16 protein-coding genes are annotated in these 17,268 nt (G+C 73.2%); 13 read left to right on the top strand and 3 right to left on the bottom strand.

The window, feature by feature from the left end:
* Nucleotides 1-79: 79 nt before the first annotated feature.
* Together ABT006_RS01715 and ABT006_RS01710 are read left to right on the top strand one after the other, a co-directional pair.
* The gene (locus tag ABT006_RS01715) at nucleotides 80-562 is read left to right on the top strand and encodes a sigma-70 family RNA polymerase sigma factor (RefSeq protein ID WP_350701915.1); all 483 of its coding nucleotides are present in this window, start codon (nucleotides 80-82) and stop codon (nucleotides 560-562) included.
* A complete protein-coding gene (locus ABT006_RS01710) occupies nucleotides 555-1,280 on the top strand; it encodes a hypothetical protein (protein ID WP_350701914.1) in 726 nt (241 codons plus the stop codon). Before ABT006_RS01715 ends, ABT006_RS01710 begins: the two co-directional genes overlap by 8 nt.
* A 17-nt stretch (nucleotides 1,281-1,297) precedes the next feature.
* Here ABT006_RS01710 and ABT006_RS01705 read toward each other — a convergent pair whose 3' ends face one another.
* Nucleotides 1,298-3,517 (bottom strand): HelD family protein, encoded by a 2,220-nt coding sequence (locus ABT006_RS01705; RefSeq protein WP_350701912.1) that lies wholly within the window; start codon nucleotides 3,515-3,517, stop codon nucleotides 1,298-1,300.
* Nucleotides 3,518-3,773: 256 nt separating this feature from the next.
* On the opposite strand from ABT006_RS01705, the gene ABT006_RS01700 reads away from it, so the two are divergent.
* Genes ABT006_RS01700 through ABT006_RS01690 form a run of 3 tightly spaced genes read left to right on the top strand, consistent with a single transcriptional unit; the run spans nucleotide 3,774 to nucleotide 6,603 of the window.
* Nucleotides 3,774-4,355: a helix-turn-helix domain-containing protein gene (locus tag ABT006_RS01700; protein ID WP_350701910.1), complete on the top strand. Its 582-nt coding sequence runs from the start codon at nucleotides 3,774-3,776 to the stop codon at nucleotides 4,353-4,355.
* 43 nt (nucleotides 4,356-4,398) lie between these two features.
* Nucleotides 4,399-5,718: an MFS transporter gene (locus ABT006_RS01695; RefSeq protein ID WP_350701908.1), complete on the top strand. Its 1,320-nt coding sequence runs from the start codon at nucleotides 4,399-4,401 to the stop codon at nucleotides 5,716-5,718.
* A gap of 33 nt (nucleotides 5,719-5,751) precedes the next feature.
* A complete protein-coding gene (locus ABT006_RS01690; RefSeq protein WP_350701906.1) occupies nucleotides 5,752-6,603 on the top strand; it encodes a menaquinone biosynthetic enzyme MqnA/MqnD family protein in 852 nt (283 codons plus the stop codon).
* A 38-nt stretch (nucleotides 6,604-6,641) separates the two neighbouring features.
* Here the strand turns inward: ABT006_RS01690 and ABT006_RS01685 are convergent, their stop codons facing one another.
* Both ABT006_RS01685 and ABT006_RS01680 read right to left on the bottom strand, forming a co-directional pair.
* The gene (locus tag ABT006_RS01685) at nucleotides 6,642-7,595 is read right to left on the bottom strand and encodes a serine hydrolase (protein ID WP_350701904.1); all 954 of its coding nucleotides are present in this window, start codon (nucleotides 7,593-7,595) and stop codon (nucleotides 6,642-6,644) included.
* Nucleotides 7,595-8,551, bottom strand: a complete 957-nt coding sequence (locus ABT006_RS01680; protein ID WP_350701903.1) for a serine hydrolase — start codon at nucleotides 8,549-8,551, stop codon at nucleotides 7,595-7,597. Before ABT006_RS01680 ends, ABT006_RS01685 begins: the two co-directional genes overlap by 1 nt.
* A 360-nt stretch (nucleotides 8,552-8,911) precedes the next feature.
* On the opposite strand from ABT006_RS01680, the gene paaA reads away from it, so the two are divergent.
* The 8 genes from paaA (at nucleotide 8,912) to ABT006_RS01640 (ending at nucleotide 17,155) form a co-directional block, all read left to right on the top strand.
* Nucleotides 8,912-9,979 carry a 1,2-phenylacetyl-CoA epoxidase subunit PaaA gene (gene paaA, locus ABT006_RS01675; RefSeq protein ID WP_350701901.1) on the top strand — a complete coding sequence of 356 codons (1,068 nt, stop codon included), beginning with the start codon at nucleotides 8,912-8,914 and terminating at the stop codon, nucleotides 9,977-9,979.
* A complete protein-coding gene (gene paaB / locus ABT006_RS01670) occupies nucleotides 9,976-10,296 on the top strand; it encodes a 1,2-phenylacetyl-CoA epoxidase subunit PaaB (protein WP_350701900.1) in 321 nt (106 codons plus the stop codon). Before paaA ends, paaB begins: the two co-directional genes overlap by 4 nt.
* Before the next feature lie 76 nt (nucleotides 10,297-10,372).
* The gene (gene paaC / locus ABT006_RS01665) at nucleotides 10,373-11,098 is read left to right on the top strand and encodes a 1,2-phenylacetyl-CoA epoxidase subunit PaaC (protein ID WP_350701898.1); all 726 of its coding nucleotides are present in this window, start codon (nucleotides 10,373-10,375) and stop codon (nucleotides 11,096-11,098) included.
* The gene (gene paaD / locus ABT006_RS01660) at nucleotides 11,095-11,571 is read left to right on the top strand and encodes a 1,2-phenylacetyl-CoA epoxidase subunit PaaD (RefSeq protein ID WP_350701897.1); all 477 of its coding nucleotides are present in this window, start codon (nucleotides 11,095-11,097) and stop codon (nucleotides 11,569-11,571) included. The genes paaC and paaD overlap by 4 nt, the downstream gene beginning before the upstream one ends.
* The gene (gene paaE / locus ABT006_RS01655) at nucleotides 11,568-12,677 is read left to right on the top strand and encodes a 1,2-phenylacetyl-CoA epoxidase subunit PaaE (RefSeq protein WP_350701895.1); all 1,110 of its coding nucleotides are present in this window, start codon (nucleotides 11,568-11,570) and stop codon (nucleotides 12,675-12,677) included. The genes paaD and paaE overlap by 4 nt, the downstream gene beginning before the upstream one ends.
* 300 nt (nucleotides 12,678-12,977) lie before the next feature.
* Nucleotides 12,978-14,168 carry a cyclic dehypoxanthinyl futalosine synthase gene (gene mqnC, locus ABT006_RS01650; RefSeq protein WP_350701893.1) on the top strand — a complete coding sequence of 397 codons (1,191 nt, stop codon included), beginning with the start codon at nucleotides 12,978-12,980 and terminating at the stop codon, nucleotides 14,166-14,168.
* 340 nt (nucleotides 14,169-14,508) lie between these two features.
* Nucleotides 14,509-15,681, top strand: coding sequence for an LPXTG cell wall anchor domain-containing protein (locus ABT006_RS01645; RefSeq protein ID WP_350701891.1), 1,173 nt, complete (start codon nucleotides 14,509-14,511; stop codon nucleotides 15,679-15,681).
* Nucleotides 15,682-15,928: 247 nt separating this feature from the next.
* Nucleotides 15,929-17,155, top strand: coding sequence for an LPXTG cell wall anchor domain-containing protein (locus ABT006_RS01640; RefSeq protein ID WP_350701889.1), 1,227 nt, complete (start codon nucleotides 15,929-15,931; stop codon nucleotides 17,153-17,155).
* Nucleotides 17,156-17,268: the final 113 nt, after the last annotated feature.

The raw sequence follows: 17,268 nt of genomic DNA, 5'->3' as shown, positions 1-17,268 counted from the left end.
CATCGGCTGAAACCGTCGCGGGCCGTCGTGCGCCTGTACGGTGTCGCCCGCTTCGACGGCGGGCGGGAGCGGAGTGGGCATGACAGGCCGGACAGCGCTCGCGGACGTCGCGGACGACGTCTTCGGGACGACGTACGAGCGGCACTTCCGCGGGATGGTGGCGTTCGCCTACCTGACCACGGGTAGCGCCGCCGCGGCGGAGGACATAGTGCAGGAGGCGTTCGTCGACCTGTACCGCCGCCGCGCCCAGGTACGGGAACCGGAGCGTTGGCTGCGGCGGGCGGTGGCCAGCCGCTGCACCTCCTGGGTACGACGGCGGATCCTCGAACGGCGGCACGCCTTCGCCGACCCGGCTCACCCGGTCACGGTGCCGCACGAGTCCGCGCCGGTACGCGCGGCGCTGCGCCGGATCCGGCCCCGGCAGCGCGCCGCGTTGTTCCTCCGCTACTACCTCGACCTGCCGGAGCGGGAGATCGCCGAGACGCTCGGCTGCCCCGCCGGCACCGTCAAGACCCTCCTGCACCGTGGACTCGCCGCCCTCAGGGAGCACCTCGATGACTGACCCGACGCAGCAGGTCCGTGACGCTTTCGACCGGGTGCTCGCCGACGAGCGGCTGCCGGTCACCCCGCTGGGTGAGATCGTCCAGCGGGCCGAGGGCCCCGCGCGACGCGGCTGGCCGGGCATCCTGGCCAGCGCGCTGGCCACCGCGTTCGTGCTGGTCGTCGGGGTCGGGTTGTGGCAGGTCGGGCCGCGACTGCTCGGCGACGCCGGGCCGGGCCGGCCGCTGACCGCGATGGCGGAGCCGGAGCGCGCCGACGTGCTGACCCAGTGTCGGGTGAACGGCCGGGGAGACCGGCTGGTCAACGCCGTCGAGTGGCCCGACGGACGCCGCGCCGCCATCGTCGTCAACGGCACCGGTCTCGCCTTCTGCCTCGCCCGTCCCGGCGGCGACCTCAGGTTTTCGAGCGGCAGCCGGATGGACCCGGGGCAGGACCCGCTGTACTGTCCGCCGCGCACCTGCGCCGTCGCCGGCGGGGTAACCGTGCTCACCCTGAGCGATCTCCCCCTGGGTTACGCGAGCGTGATGGACGGGCTCGCGCCCGAGGGCGCGACGCGCGTGCGGGTGCGGACCGACCGCGGGTACAGCGTCGAGGCACCGGTGGTCAACGGGACGTACATTGTCCGGGCCGACAGTTGGACCACCAGCGAGGTCGAGTTCACGGAGATCACCGTGCTCGGCGCCGACGGCGCGGTGCTGATGCGGGTGCCGGCGTACTGACGCCCGCCGACGGCCGGTCAGGCGAGCGGCGCGGGCAGCGGCGTGGCGTGCAGCACGGCGAGGCGGGAGACGGCCCGGGTGAGCACCACGTAGAGCCGGTGCAGGCCGCGCGGCTCGGCCGCCACGATCGCCGCCGGCTCGACGACGATGACGTGGTCGTACTCCAGGCCCTTGACCAGCGTCGCCGGCACCACCGTGACGCGCGCCGCGGCGGCCGGGTCGTCGACGGTTGCGGTCTCGACCCCGGCGGCGGCGAGGGCGGCCCGCAGCCCGTCGACCGCGTCGTCGGCGGCGATCACCGCGACCGAGCCGTCGAACGCCAGCGCCGCGCGCACCTCGGCCACCGTCGCGGCGGTCAGGTCGGTGACGGTACGCACGTCGAGCGCGCCGTCGCGGCGCAGCGACTCCGCCGGCGGCACGTCGACGGCGAGCGCCGGCAGCAGCCGGTTGGCGAACGCGACCACGGCGGCGGGCACCCGGAAGCCGACCGTCAGCGGGACCACCACCGCGTCCGGCTTGCCCAGGTGGCGCAGGGACTCCCGCCAGTCGGCGGCGGCCCACGGCGCGGTGCCCTGGGCCAGGTCGCCGAGGAGCGTGATGGACCCGTGCTCGCTGCGTCGGGCGATCACCCGGCACTGCATGGGCGACAGGTCCTGTGCCTCGTCGACCACCACGTGGCCGAAGCCGGCCGGCCGCTCGACCAGCCCGGCCGCCTCGTCGATCAACACCGCGTCCGCCGCCGTCCACTTCGTGGCCTTCGGGGTGCGCCCGAGCTTCGTCCCGGCTGCCGCGGCGCGGCGCGCCGGACGCGGGGCATCCGCCGCGCCGCCTGCCGCCACCGGGTCGGGCGTCCCGCGCAGCAGCGCCTGCTCGTCGGCGGTCAGCAACCCGTCGGCGCTGGCGGCCAGCAGTTCGGCGTCGGTGAGCAGCCGGTGCACCAGCCCTTCCGGGGTGAGCGCCGGCCAGACCGCGTCGAGGAAGGCGGCGACCGGCGCGCACCTGCCCATCCGGCGCAGCCAGGCGTCGCTCGGCGACTCGGCGCGCCGCGCCTCGGCCTGCCGCTGGAGCAGAGCCACCACCCGGGCCCGGACGCGTTCCCGCCCGGTGGCGTACGGCAACCGCTCCCGGCGGGTCTCCTCGACCAGCCGGTGCAGCGGGTCCAGCCCGATCCGCCACCGGTAGGAGCCGTCCGAGACCATGATCGGCTCGGTCGGCTCGCCGATGTGCGCGTCGATCGCCCGGCGCAGCACCTCGGCCATCCGCACGTCGTGCTTGACGGCCGCCACCGCCGGGTCGTCGACCGCCCGCACCGGCACCCGGGCGACCAGGTCCTCCACCGTGGCCTGCTCGACCTCGACCTCGCCGAGCGCCGGTAGCACCGCCGCGATGTACGACAGGAAGGCCCGGTTCGGCCCGACGATCAGCACACCCGCGCGGCGCAGCCGCTCCCGGTGCAGGTAGAGCAGGTAGGCGGCCCGGTGCAGGCCGACCGCCGTCTTTCCGGTGCCCGGCGCGCCCTGCACGCAGATCGAGTCGGCCAGGTCGGCCCGGACCAGCTCGTCCTGCTCCGGCTGGATGGTGGCGACGATGTCGCGCATCGGCCCGACGCGGGGCCGCTCGATCTCGGCGGTCAGGATCCGGCTGGCCGTGCCGAGTTCCTCGCCCCGGTCGAGGTGCTCGTCCTCGAAGCTGGTGAGCGTTCCGCTGCTGAACCCGAAGCGGCGTCGTACCGCCACGCCCTGCGGGTCGCGGGCGCTGGCCCGGTAGAACGACCGGGAGACGGGTGCCCGCCAGTCCAGCACCAGCGGCTCGCCCCGCTCGTCGGTGACGTGCCGCCGCCCCACGTGGTAGCGCCGGCCGGCGTGGTCGGGGTGCCCGGGACCCGCCCCGTCGTCGCTGCCACCGGGCGTGCCGGCGGTGGACGGGTCGGCGGTCCAGCCGTCGGCGGCCGGGCCGGCGGCGGGTGCGGCGTCGGTGGGCGGGCCGAAGTCGAGGCGGCCGAAGAAGAGGGGCGTGGTCGGGTCGTCGGCGAGTTCGGCGACCCGGCGGGCCAGGGTGCGCCCGAGCGTCTCGGCGGCGTAGGCGTCGCCGGCCACCTGGTCGCCGGTGGCGAAGAGGGCCTCGGCGCGTTCCCGCATCCGGGCCAGGGCGGCCCGGGAGGTGGCGAGGTGCTCGCGCTCGGCGGCGAGGTCGGTGTCGAGGTCGACTGCGGTCACGCTGAATCCCATCGAGGTCATCTGCTGATCGCTCGCGTGTCCGGCGGGCGGATGGCCGGCCCCCGGCGCGGGACGTCCGATGCGGTGCTCACCTCACCCTGGCCGTCAAGCGGCCTGCCAGCCTACGCGCACACCGGCTCCCGCTCCACCGAATTCACCGCCCTCCGGGCCCGGCGCCCACGCGCAGGCGTGCTGACCGGTCGTCGCCGCCGGCTCCGGCGCACCGTCCTGCCGTTGCCGGTGGTGGTCGACGACCGGCGGCCGGGATCATGGGGGGATGACCGAGCCGCCTGCCGAGCGACCCCGGGTGACCATCAGCGATCCGCAGGTGATGCGGGCGCTGGCCCACCCGGCCCGACTCGCGATCACGGAACACCTCAGCTCGATCGAGGCCGGCGCGACCGCCACGGAGTGCGCGGAGATCGTCGGCCTGTCGCCGAGCGCCACCAGCTACCACCTGCGGGAGCTGGCGAAGGCGGGCCTGGTGGAGCAGGCGCCGAACCGCGGCGACGCGCGGGAGCGAGTCTGGCGGGTGGTCAGCCCGAGCTGGACCGTCGACGCCGGGCGCGGGACGGCGCCGGAGGCCCGGGCAGCCGAGCGTGCGCTGGTGGAGGCGTGGCTGGCCCGCGACCTGGAGCGCAGCCGCGACTGGTTGCGGCGCGCGCCCGACGAGCCGGCCGAGTGGTACGAGGCGAGCCGGCTCGCCGACTCGCAACTGCTGCTCACCGCGGCGGAGCTGCGCGAGCTGAACGAGGCGGTGGACCGCCTGTTCGAGCCGTACCGCAAACGGTCGCGGGTGGACCCGCCGGCCGGGGCGCGCACCGTCTCGGTGCACTACAAGGCGTTGCCGGTCGACTGAAAGGGGATTGCACCCGGCAGATGTGAAGGATTATTTTCGAAATATGTCCTTCACATCTGCTCGGTCGCGCTGGCCGGACGTCTGGCTCGCCACCACCGCCCGGGGCGTGGCCACCTGCGGTGACTTCCTCGCCGCCAGCACGCTCACGTTGGCGTTGCAGTCGGCCGGGGCGGGCGGGCTCGCCGTGTCCGGCCTGCTGCTCGCCGCGACCCTGCCGCTGGTGGCGTTCGCACCGCTGACCGGTCGCCTCGCGGACCGGGTGGACAGCCGAATCCTGCTGGTGACCGCGGGGCTGGCCCAGGCCGGCATCTGCCTCACGCTCGCGTACGCCGGGCACCCGCTTCTGGTCATCGCGCTGGTGGCGCTGCTCGCCACCGGCCTCGCCGTCACCCAGCCGGTGCTCTCGGCGCTGGTGCCGGCGATGGTGCGGGCCGAGGACCTGCCCCGGGCCAGCGCGCTCAGCCAGTCGGCCGGCACCCTGGGCTCGCTCGCCGGTCCGGCGCTGGCCGGGCTGCTGGTGGGCGAGTTCGGCACGCGCCTGCCGCTGCTCGTGGGCGCCGGCAGCTATCTGGCGCTGGTGGCGGCCGGACTGCTGATCCGCACCCGCAGAGGAAGCCGTGGGCCGGCGGCGGCCGGCGACGCGGCGGTGCCCCCGGCCTGGCGGCTGCGACACGACCCGCTGCTGGTGGCGATGGTCGCCAGCGTCGCCGGGGTGTTCGGCGCCGTCGGGGCGATCAACGTGATCGAGGTGTTCTTCATCCGGGAGACGCTGGGCAGCTCGACCACGATGTACGGGCTGGTGACCGGCGCCTGGACGCTCGGCGTCCTGGCCGGCGCGTGGCTCTTCGCCCGGGTGGTCCGGCGGCTCGACCGCGACGCCAGGCTGGTCCGGGCCAGCCTGGCGCTGCTCGGTGGGTGCTGCGCGATGGTGCTGGCCTCGGCGGCCGTGCCGACGGCCCTGCTGCTGGTGCCGATCTGGTTGACCGGCGGCATCTTCAACGGCGGCAGCAACGTCTTCAACAACGTGCTGCTGGCCCGCCGGGTGCCGGAGGCGGCGCGGGGCCGCGCCTTCGCCTCCTTCGGCGCGGCGGTCCAGGGCGCCGCGATGGTCGGCTTCCTGGCCGGCGGCCTCCTGCTGGAGGCGGCCGATCCCCGGCCGCTGGTCGCCGGTTGCGGGCTGGCCGGCCTGCTGGCGGTCGCCGTCGTCTCGGTTCCCCTCCGCCGCGCGGCCCGCGCGGCCCCCGCGCGGACGCCCGCCGGTGCACCGTTCGCGGGCGCCGCCCCGACAGGAACCGGTTCGGGCGCCCCCGCCGCCGACGTCGCGGTGGATGCGGGGTTGGCCACTCCGACGCCGACCCGCTGAGCCCCGGGCGAATGGCGGGGATACGGTCGGGGCATGGCTGAGCACGTCGCGCGCCCCCGGGTCGGGCACATCCAGTTCCTGAACTGCCTGCCGATCTACTGGGGGCTGATGCGCTCCGGCGCCCTGATCGACGTCGACCTGCACAAGGACTCGCCGGACCGGCTGAGCGCGGCGCTGGTCGCCGGTGACCTGGACATCGGCCCGATCTCGCACGTGGAGTACCTGCGCCACGCCGACGAACTGCTGCTCCTGCCCGACCTGGCGGTCGGCAGCGACGGCCCGGTGCTGTCGGTCAACATCGTCTCCACCCGCCCGCTGGCCGAGCTCGACCACGGCAAGGTGGCGCTGGGCTCGACCTCGCGGACCGGGGTCCTCCTGGCCCAGCTCCTGCTCGGCGAGCGGTACGGGGTGAACCCCGAGTACTTCCGCTGCCCGCCGGACCTGACCCAGATGCTGCTGGAGGCCGACGCCGGGGTGCTGATCGGCGACGTGGCGCTGCGCGCGCTCTACGAGGCGCCGAAGCGCGGGCTGGAGGTCACCGACCTCGGGCAGGCGTGGCGGGAGTGGACCGGCCTGCCGATGGTCTTCGCCGTCTGGGCCGTACGCCGGGACTTCGCCGCCGCCCACCCGGGGCTGGTCAAGGAGGTCCACGACGCGTTCCTGCGCTCCCGGGACCTCTGCCTCTCCGAGCTGGACCAGGTCGCCGAGGCCGGCGCGCGCTGGGAGCCGTTCGACGCGGAGACCCTGGCGACGTACTTCCGGGCGCTGGACTTCTCACTCGGCGACCGCCAGGTGGCCGGCCTGCGCGAGTTCGCGCGCCGCGCCGCCGCCCTCGGCGCCGCCCCGTCCCTTCCCGACACGGGCCCCGACTTCTTCACGGGCTGACCCCGCCGGCCCGCGACCGCCCCGATCGGCGGCGAGGGTCAGACGGAGTCGCGGAGGAGGGCTTCCGTGATCTTCTGGCAGTTCTTCATGCCGTACTCGTAGCCCTTGCCGATCGGGTAGCGGACCATCACGCCCATCGTCCAGGTGTCGCCGATGGCCAGGCAGTTGATGTGCATCTCCTGCTCCCTGGTCCGGTCGATCCAACCGTTCTTGATGGCGATGGTCTTGCGCTCCGCGGCCGGGAACGCCTTGCGGATGCCGAAGTCGCCCGCACCCCGGACCAGCCGCATCTCCTTGATCAGCCAGGTGGTCCACTTCGGCCCGGCGGCCCGGCCGTCGGCGATGCAGGCCCCCATCCGGGCGGTGTCGCGGGGGGAGAGCGCCGTGCGGCTCCATCCGCCGTCGGCGGCAACCTTGCTGTCGGTCAGCTCGCACAGCGAGATCAGCCGCTTGATCGAGGCGGACCGGCCGACGGTGTTGTAGAACTGCTCGGCCCGGGTGTTGTCGCTGTCCCGGATGATCTTCGTGGCGTCGGCGAGCTTGGCGTCGCTCGGCGTCTGGCCGGCGTCGGCGGCGCGGCGCAGGTAGTCGGCCACGATCCAGGCCTTGATCAGCGAGGCGGTGGTGCTGGTCTCGTCCATGTTGTCCGAACCGATGATCTCGCCGGTCCGGCGGTCGAGGACGCTCCAGGAGTACCAGCCCTCGATGTCCAGGTCGAGGTCCTTCGCCTCGAACGGCAGCGGCTCCGGCGTCGCGCTGGGCGACGGCGACGCCGACGGCGACTGCCGCGAGCTGCGGTCGCCCGGCGTGGTCGCGCCGCGGTCGGTCGGCATGGCGGGGTCGCCCCACCGAGCGACGGCGGTGGACTCGAACGGCGAGCCCGGCAGCAGCCGCAGGGACACGAGCACCAGGCCGATCAGGACCACCGCGACGGCGATCAGCTTGACGGGGGAGGCGTCGCCGCGCCGGTCGTCCCGGCGCTGTCCGGCCATCAGAGCTTCCCGACCGGCTGCTGCGGCACCTTGAGGGCGGCGCCCGGCTGTGGGGTCACCAGTTGGCTGGCGACCGAGGCGCAGGTCTGCGCGCCGTAGTCCAGCCCGCTCTTCTGCGGGTAGCGCAGCATCACCGCCAGGCTCCACTTGTCGGTGACCGCGAGGCAGTTCACGTGCCAGTTGCCGTCGTAGTTCAGCGGGGTCCAGCCGTTCTTGATGCTGACCGGGCCCTGGCTGAGGATCGACTGGGGGAGCCCGTCGATGATGCCCCAGCGGCCGCCGCCCGACCGGGCCTTCTGGTCCTTGGCGGCGGTGGTGCCCTTGACCTTGCTCATCTCGTCCAGCAGGTAGTTGGTCCACTTCGGGCCGGCGGCCGTGCCGTCACCGATGCAGTCGCCGAGCCGGACGGCGTCGCGGGGGGACATCCGGGTGAAGCTCCACCAGCCCACGTAGCCCGGCACGTTGCCCGGCTTGGTGTCGGTCAGCTCGCAGATGCTGGTCATCCGCTTGATCGTCTCGGCGCGACCCACCGCGCTGTAGAGGGCGTTGGCGGCGTCGTCGTCGCTGTTGCGGATGGCGGCGGAGATCTGCTTCTTCCGCTCGGCCGGCACGGGCTTGTCGCCGAGCTGGCGGAGGTAGTCGGCCGCGAACCAGGACTTGATCATCGACTCGGTGGAGCTGGTCGAGGTCATGTTCTTGGCACCGGAGATCTCGCCGGTCTCCCGGTCCATCAGGGCCCACGAGAAGAACTCGCCCTTGAAGTTCACCGACACCGGGCCGGCGGCCAGGGTCGGCGGCGGGGGCGGGGTGGGCGCCGGTGCCGCCACGCTTCCGCCGCCGCTTCCGCCGCTCGCGGCGTCGTCGCCGGCGAGTCGGGCGTACGCGGCAGGCACGAGCAGGCCGCCACCGAGGAGGACCGCCACGACGGCGAGCACCAGGGTCACGCGGGATCGCATGAGTGGGTGAGCTCCAGATGTCAGGGCCGGGGGGACCGGCTTGTTGTCCGGACGGATCGGCGGCTCGCCGAGGCCGGGGGATGTGGCCTTCGTGTTCCTGGGCGATAGTCGGCAGCCGATGGTGTGACCGGGGGGAAGTCTACGTGCGGATCGGCCGCACGCCAGAACATGACACCTGGCAACTTGCCATGAAGGCGGGATATCGGGCCGCTATGCGGCTATTGGGGGAATTCGTCTTCGCCGCGTGATCCAAGTCATAGCTTGCCGCTCGCTGGGAGTCGCCGTCGCGTCCCGAACTGTCCTCGGAAACCTGTTACACACCTCTGGTGCGGCGAGTTGCAAGCTGTAACACTTGACCCCATGTATGGCAACGACTTCTCCGCCGAGGACGCACCCGGCGGTGGCCTGCTCGGCGAGGTCGAGGCGGCGGAGGCGGCGCTGCGGGAGGCCGCCGAGCGGGGACGGCGCGCCGGTGCCCCCGGCCCCGACGAGGACCTCGCGGCGTACTTCGTCGAGGTCATCGACGCCGATCAGAAGATCGAGCCGCGCGACTGGATGCCCGAGGCGTACCGCAGGACGCTGATCCGGCAGATCGCCCAGCACGCGCACTCCGAGATCATCGGCATGCAGCCGGAGGGGAACTGGATCAGCCGGGCCCCCTCGCTCAAGCGCAAGGCGATCCTGCTGGCCAAGGTCCAGGACGAGGCCGGCCACGGCCTCTACCTCTACGCCGCCGCGGAGACCCTCGGGATCAGCCGGGACGAGCTGGTCGAGCTGCTCCTCAGCGGCCGGCAGAAGTACAGCTCGATCTTCAACTACCCGACACTGACCTGGGCGGACGTCGGCGCTATTGGCTGGCTGGTGGACGGCGCCGCGATCGTCAACCAGGTGCCGCTCTGCCGCTGCTCGTACGGGCCGTACGCCCGCGCGATGATCCGGGTCTGCAAGGAGGAGTCGTTCCACCAGCGGCAGGGCTACGAGATCCTGCACACCCTGGCGCACGGCACGCCCGCGCAGAAGGCGATGGCGCAGGACGCCGTCGACCGCTGGTGGTACCCGTCGCTGGCGATGTTCGGCCCGCCGGACACCGACTCCACCCATTCGGCCCAGTCCATGGCCTGGAAGATCAAGCGGTTCTCCAACGACGAGCTGCGCCAGCGCTTCGTGGACATGTGCGTGCAGCAGGCCGAGATCCTCGGCCTGACCATCCCCGACCCGGGCCTGCGCTGGAACGAGTCCCGGCAGTCGTACGACTTCACCCAGCCGGACTACGACGAGCTGATGCGGGTGATCAAGGGGGACGGGCCGTGCAACCGGCAGCGGGCGGAGCACCGCCGCCGCGCCCACACCGACGGAGCCTGGGTGCGTGAGGCCGCCGCGGCGTACGCCGCCAAGCGGGCGGAGAAGAAGGAGAAGGTGGCGGCGTGAGCGAGCGTAGCGAGCGAACGGATCAGCGCGGCGTGAGCGATCCGTCGCCGTTGTGGGAGGTCTTCGTGCGGGCGCGGCGCGGGTTGTCGCACACCCACGTCGGCAGCCTGCACGCCCCCGACGCCGAGCTGGCCCTGCGCAACGCGCGGGACCTCTACACCCGCCGCCAGGAGGGCGTCTCCATCTGGGTGGTGCCGGCGGGCGCGATCACCGCGTCCAGCCCCGACGAGAAGGACGCCTTCTTCGACCCGGCGGCCGACAAGGTCTACCGCCACCCCACGTTCTACGAGGTGCCGGACGGGGTGGCCCACCTGTGAGCGAGCGCAGCGAGCGAACCATTCGGCTCAGCACCGGGGCGCGTCGCGCCGCCGCCGAGCGGAGCGAGGTGGCGGCGTGACCGGCCCCTTCGACTTCACCCTCGCCCTCGGCGACGACGCGCTGATCGCGGCGCAGCGGCTGGCCGAGTGGACCACCCGGGCGCCGGAGATGGAGGAGGACATCGCGCTGGCGAACATCGCCCTCGACCAGCTCGGCGCGGCCCGGCTCCTGCTGTCGTACGCGGGCGAGCTGGAGGGCGCCGGCCGCGACGAGGACGCGCTGGCCTTCCTCCGCGACGACCGGGAGTTCCGCAACTGCCTCCTCGTGGAGCTGCCGAACGGCGACTTCGCGGTCACCATGGCGAAGCTGCTCTTCCTCTCGGCGTACCAGCTCCCGCTCTACACCGCGCTGGCGGGCTGCGCCGACGAGCGGCTGGCCGCGATCGGGGCCAAGGCCCGCAAGGAGTCGGCCTACCACCTCGACCACGCCTCCCTGTGGGTGCGGCGGCTGGGTGACGGCACCGAGGAGTCGCACCGGCGCATGCAGGCGGCCGTCGAGCAAATCTGGCCGTACGCGCACGAGCTGTTCGCGGCGGACCCGGCGGCGCCGGTCGACCCGGCCACCCTGCGGGCCGACTTCGACGCCACCGTCACCGCGGTGCTCGACGAGGCCACGCTGACCCGGCCGGAGGGCGGCTGGGCGCCGGCCGGCGGGCGGGACGGGGTGCACACCGAGCACCTGTCCTACCTGCTCGCCGAGATGCAGGTGCTACACCGCGCCCACCCCGGGGCGCACTGGTGAGCGACCCCAGGGCAGCCGTCGCGGCGGTGGTGGACCCGGAGATCCGGGTCGTCACCATCGCCGACCTCGGCATCCTGCGGGCGGTCGACGAGGACCCGGCGACCGGCCGGGTCGTCGTGACCATCACCCCCACCTACACGGGCTGCCCGGCGATGGACGTGATCCGCGCCGACATCCGCCGGGCCCTGGCCGCCGCCGGCCATCCCGACGCCGAGGTGCGCACCGTCTACAGCCCGGCGTGGAGCACCGACTGGATCTCCGCCGCCGGCCGGGCCAAGCTCGCCGCCGCCGGCATCGCCCCGCCGGCCCCCGTCGGCACCGGCGGCGTGGTGCCGCTGACCCTCGCCGTCCGCTGCCCGCGCTGCGGCTCGCCGGAGACCGAGCAGGTCAGCCGCTTCGGCTCCACCGCGTGCAAGGCGCTCTGGCGCTGCCGTTCGTGCCGTGAACCCTTCGACCACCTGAAGGCGCTGTGACTGTCACCATCACCCGCCCGGTCCGCCGCCGGCCGGTCTTCCACCCGCTCTCCGTCGCCGCCGTCGACCGGCTCACCGACGACGCCGTGGCGATCACCTTCGCGGTGCCGCCGGAGCTGCGGGAGACCTTCGCGTTCTCCGCCGGTCAGCACCTCACCGTCCGGCGCGTTACCGAAGCGGGGGAGGACGTGCGGCGGTCGTACTCCATCTGCTCCACTCCGGAGGACCTGGCGCGGCACGGCCGGCTGCGGATCGGCGTGCGGGAGATCCCGGGCGGGGCGTTCTCGGCGTACGCCTGCGGCGCCCTGCGGGGCGGCGACACGGTCGAGGTGCTGCCGCCGCTCGGGAACTTCACCACGGCCTTCGCGCCGGACCGGGCCCGCCACTACGGCGCGGTGGTCGCCGGCTCGGGGATCACCCCGGTGCTCGCGCTGGTCGCGACGGCGCTCGCCGTCGAGCCGGCCAGCACCTTCACCCTGGTGTACGGCAACCGCACGGCCAACACGGTGATGTTCGCCGAGGAACTCGCCGACCTGAAGGACCGCTATCCGACCCGCCTGCACCTGGTGCACGTGCTCTCCCGCGAGCAGGGCGAGTCCCCGCTGCTCTCCGGCCGGATCGACGCCGACCGGCTGGGCCGGCTGCTGGCCACGATCGTCCCCGGCGACGCCATCGAGGAGTGGTTCCTCTGCGGCCCGTACGGCATGGTGGTGGACGCCCGGGAGGTGCTCACCGGGCGCGGGGTGCCGGAGCCGGCGGTCCACACGGAGCTGTTCCACGTCGACGAGGCCCCGGCCCCGCCGCGACGCCCGGCCGACGAGCCGGGGGCCGGCGCCGAGGTGACGATCGTGCTGGACGGCCGCTCGTCGAGCTTCACGATGGGCCGCGACGAGCGGGTGCTGGACGCGGCGCTGAAGGTCCGCGGCGAGCTGCCGTACGCCTGCAAGGGCGGGGTCTGCTCGACCTGCAAGGCCAAGGTCGTCGACGGTGCGGTCACGATGGCCCGCAACTACGCTCTGGAGCCGGACGAGGTGGCCGCCGGCTACGTCCTCACGTGCCAGTCCAGCCCGACCACCGACAGGCTCACGGTCGACTACGACGCCTGAGGTAGCTGGCTGCTCACCGGTGACGTCGACCGAGTCCCTACCGCGCGCTTGTACGGGTCGACGACTTCCCCGGGATGTAGTGCTGGAGCGGCGAGTTCGCGCAGTGCTGCTCTCGTGAGCGAGCCACTCGACCAGTTCGCCGACAAGGGCCGGCACCTCGTCGGCATCGGGTCCCGTGTAGGCCCGACGGCCGGTGTGCGCCTCGTCGGCGTAGATGCCCCTCGCGTCCTCTTTTCGGCGTTGGTCACACGGTCGGATGCCGCCGACCGGAGCCGTGCGGAGCGACGTAGGCTCGGAGGCGTGACGGTGAGCCGGGAGATCGACGACATCCTGCAGCGCGGCGCGGACGGCGGGCGGATCACGCCCGAGGAGGCCCTGCTGCTCTACACCGAGGCGCCCTTCCACGCGCTGGGCGAGGCGGCCGACGCCGTACGCCGGCGGCGCTATCCGGACAACATCGTCACGTACCTGATCGACCGCAACATCAACTACACCAACGTCTGCGTGACGGCGTGCAAGTTCTGCGCGTTCTTCCGGGCCCCCAAGCACAAGGAGGGCTGGACCCACCCGACCGAGGAGATCCTGCGCCGCTGCGGCGAGGCGGTCGAGCTGGGCGCGACCCAGGTCATGCTCCAGGGCGGGCACCACCCGGACTACGGCGTGGAGTACTACGAGGAGCTGTTCTCCTCGGTCAAGAAGGCGTACCCGCAGCTCGCCATCCACTCCATCGGCCCGAGCGAGATCCTGCACATGGCCAAGGTCTCCGGCGTCAGCCTGGACGAGGCCATCGCGCGGATCAAGGCGGCCGGGCTGGACTCGATCGCCGGTGCCGGTGCGGAGATGCTGCCCGCGCGTCCCCGCACGGCGATCGCGCCGCTGAAGGAGTCGGGCGAGCGCTGGCTGGAGGTCATGGAGCTGGCGCACCGCCAGGGCGTCGAGTCGACCGCCACGATGATGATGGGCACCGGCGAGACCGCCGCCGAGCGGATCGAGCACCTGCGGATGATCCGCGACGTGCAGGACCGCACCCGGGGCTTCCGGGCGTTCATCCCGTGGACGTACCAGCCGGAGAACAACCACCTCAAGGGCCGCACCCAGGCCACCACGCTGGAATACCTGCGGCTGGTCGCGGTGGCCCGGCTCTTCTTCGAGACGGTGCCGCACCTGCAGGCGTCCTGGCTCACCACCGGCAAGGACGTCGGGCAGCTCGCCCTGCACATGGGCGTGGACGACCTCGGCTCGATCATGCTGGAGGAGAACGTCATCTCCTCCGCCGGCGCGCGGCACCGCTCCAACCTGCACGAGCTGATCGGCATGATCCGCTCGGCGGACCGGATCCCCGCCCAGCGGGACACCCTCTACAACCGCTTGGCCGTGCACCGGACCCCGGCCGACGACCCGACCGACGAGCGGGTCGTGTCGCACTTCTCCTCGATCGCGCTGCCGGGCGGCGGCGCCGGGAAGGCCCTGCCGCTGGTCGACGCCCGCTGAGTCACCGCCGCACCACCCGACACCCCACCGTCGACGGACGGTGGGGTGTCTGCCGTTCGTCGACCGGTCGGTGAACACGGAGTTGACTGAGCGTGACCGGCTGCGGTGTCGCCGGCCAGCCGATCAGGTGAGTGGTCGGCAGCCGTTGATATCGATTCGATTGCCGTTCCAGCCCGCCGACCGGTGCCCGGGAGGCAGCAAGACATATCAATCCGGGCAATCCTTAAGCGATTCTTAGCCGCACTGTTCAACGCGGCCGACGGCGGGGTGGCAAGGGTGATCGCGGACCGCTAACGTCCCCGGCCGTACCGTTCCTGCACCCCACGGGGGGAACTTTCCAATGATCTTCCGTAACCGTGCGCTGGCCGTCGCCGGCGCCGGCGCCGCCGGGATCCTGGCCGCGGGCCTCTTCGCCGCCCCGGCCCTGGCCGACACCTCGGCCGACCTGGCCATCGAGGCCACCGGCACGACCATCGCGGTCGGCGCGCCCGGCAAGATTTCGACCGTCTCCCTGCTCAACAAGAGCAAGGTGGACGCGACGGCCGTCCTCGTCGGCCTCGACATCAGCAAGCTGGACACCACCAAGGTCGACATCGACGAGAGCGGCTGCAGCCCCCGCGAGGACGGCCTGATCCTGTGCGGCATCGAGGGCGGCGTCCTGCCCGCCGGCCGCGACATCGACTGGGGCTTCCCGCTGACCCGCAAGGGCGAGGCGACGGGTGACGCCGGCCAGATCAGCGCCATCATCCTGCACGAGGGCACCGACCCCGACGAGTCCAACAACGAGGTGACCGTCAAGGTCAAGGTCGAGGGCACCGGCCCGGACCTGACCGTGGTGGCGGGCGACGTGACCAAGGCCGTCACGGTCGAGGGCGACAAGATCAAGGTTGGCGGCGACCTGCGCGCCGGCGACACCGCGCAGCTCATCTACTCTGCCTTCAACCAGGGCGACGCCACCGCCGCCGGGCTGAAGATCAGCGTCAAGCTGCCCAAGGGCGTGACCTTCGCCGAGGCCGAGGACGGCTGCGAGTACAACTCCGGCAAGACCTCGCTCGTCTGCACCTACCGCGACGCCGACCTGATCCCGGTCTCGCAGGACAAGGACGGCGACGACCTGATCTCGGGCGGCCGCTTCTACCACCTGCTCTCGGTCGGCAAGGACGTCAAGGCCGGCAGCCTGACCGGTGGTCAGGTCACCGTCGAGGCGCTCGGCAGCCAGGCGACCACCGTCCGCGCCGCGGGCAAGAGCGCGCTCCCGGCCAACGCCGAAGAGGTGGCGGCCACCGAGGTCGACGCCACCGACAACACCGACGCGTACGCTGTCGTCGTGACCGCCAAGGGCGGCGCGGGCGGCGGCGGCGAGGAGCCGGGTCTGCCGCTGACCGGTCCGCAGACCGGCCTGATCGGCGGGATCGGTGGCGCGGTGCTGGTCGCGGGCGCGGCGATGTTCGTGATCGCGCGGCGGCGTCGGGTCGTCCTGGTGACCCCGGGCGACGAGAAGCCGACGGCCTGACGGTCGTCCTCCATCGACCCGCGAGGGTCGTTCACATAACGCACGGCAGTGGGGGCGGGATGGGTGACCATCCCGCCCCCACTGTCCGTTCCGCGCGCCCGGGCGCGGGCAGGGTCCGCCGACCGGGCACTCCTGGAGGGACGCTCGGCTTTCGCGCGGGGCTGGGGCGCGTCCGGGCCGGCGCACGGCATCACCGGCCGCTAGTGTGCGGTTCGGCCCAGCAGCCACACCTCACGGGGGACTTGAGATGAAACTGCCCAACCGACCGCTGGCGCGGCTCGGCGCTGCCGCGCTGCTCGCCTCCGGCGCGTTCACCGCCATCGGCACGCCGGCCCACGCCGCCGGCAGCGCCGCCGACCTCTCCGTCACCGCCGTCGTCGGCACCAAGGTGGCCGAGGGGACCCGGATCAAGACGGCGTACGCCAAGGTCACGAACAACGGCCCCGGCACGCCGTCCTCGCTCGTCGTCAAGGCCGACACCTCCAAGGTGGACCACTACGGCGAGGTGGCATTCTTCCCGGCCGCCGAGGGCTGTTCCGGCGAGGGCTCGGAGAAGCCGGTGCTGTGGACCTGCGTCGTGCCCGAGGAGCAGATTCCCGGGCCCGGGGAGACCGTCGAACTGCCGATTGTCATGATCAAGCGGGTCCCCGACGTGGACGAGCCGTACTCCGCCCCGGTCACGCTGACCGTCGAATCGCCGGACGACACCAACCCCGACAACAACTCCGCGACCGCACAGATCGAGATCAGCAAGGAGAGCGGCGTCGACCTCGGCGTCGTGGTGCCCGACGTCAAGGAGCAGATCGCCTTCGACGACGTGCTGAAGGAGGACCCGCCGACCGGGCCGCTGAACCCCGGCGACGCGACCACGGTCCTCGCGTTCGTCGAGAACCAGGGCGACCGGATCGCCGACGGCCTCGACCTCAAGATCGCTCTGCCCAAGGGCGTGACCTTCGACGACAGCATCCAGCTCAAGGAGTGCGAGTACGCCGCCGACCTGCGGTCCGCCGACTGCCGGGCCGGGCTGCTCCAGCTGGCCCCGCGCGAGGGCGTCTTCGGCGCCTTCCCGGTGAAGGTCGCCGCCGGCGTCGAGGCACCGGCCAGCCTGGCCGGCGGCGAGGTCACGGTCAGCGCGCGCGGTGAGCTTCCGGCGACCGAGGCGAACCTGGCCCGCAAGCGCTCGGCCCTGCCGTCGTTCCTGCACCGGCCGGCCGGCTCCCGCGCCGCGCAGGCCGGAGACGTCGACCCGACCGACAACCGTGACGACTTCGCCGTCGTGGTGACCGCCGCCGGAACCGGTGGCGGCGAGGGTGGCGGCGACGACGAGGGTCCGCTGCCGGTGACCGGCGCGCAGACCGGCCTCATCGTCGGCGTCGGCGGCGCGGTGCTGGTCGCCGGCGCGGCGATGTTCCTGGTGGCGCGGCGGCGTCGGGTCGTCCTGGTGACCCCGGGCGACGAGAAGCCGACGGCCTGACGGCCGGCCCGTCGGCCCGCACCGGCCGGACGCACGACCCTGGAGACGGGGCGGGACGGGTGACCGTCCCGCCCCGTCCGTCCGTTCGACCGAACCGGACGGACGGATGAAAG

This window comes from Micromonospora sp. NPDC002717, assembly GCF_040295705.1.
GTDB lineage: Bacteria > Actinomycetota > Actinomycetes > Mycobacteriales > Micromonosporaceae > Micromonospora.
Note: the sequence above shows the minus strand (reverse complement) of the source record. Positions and strands in the feature narration are given on the sequence as shown.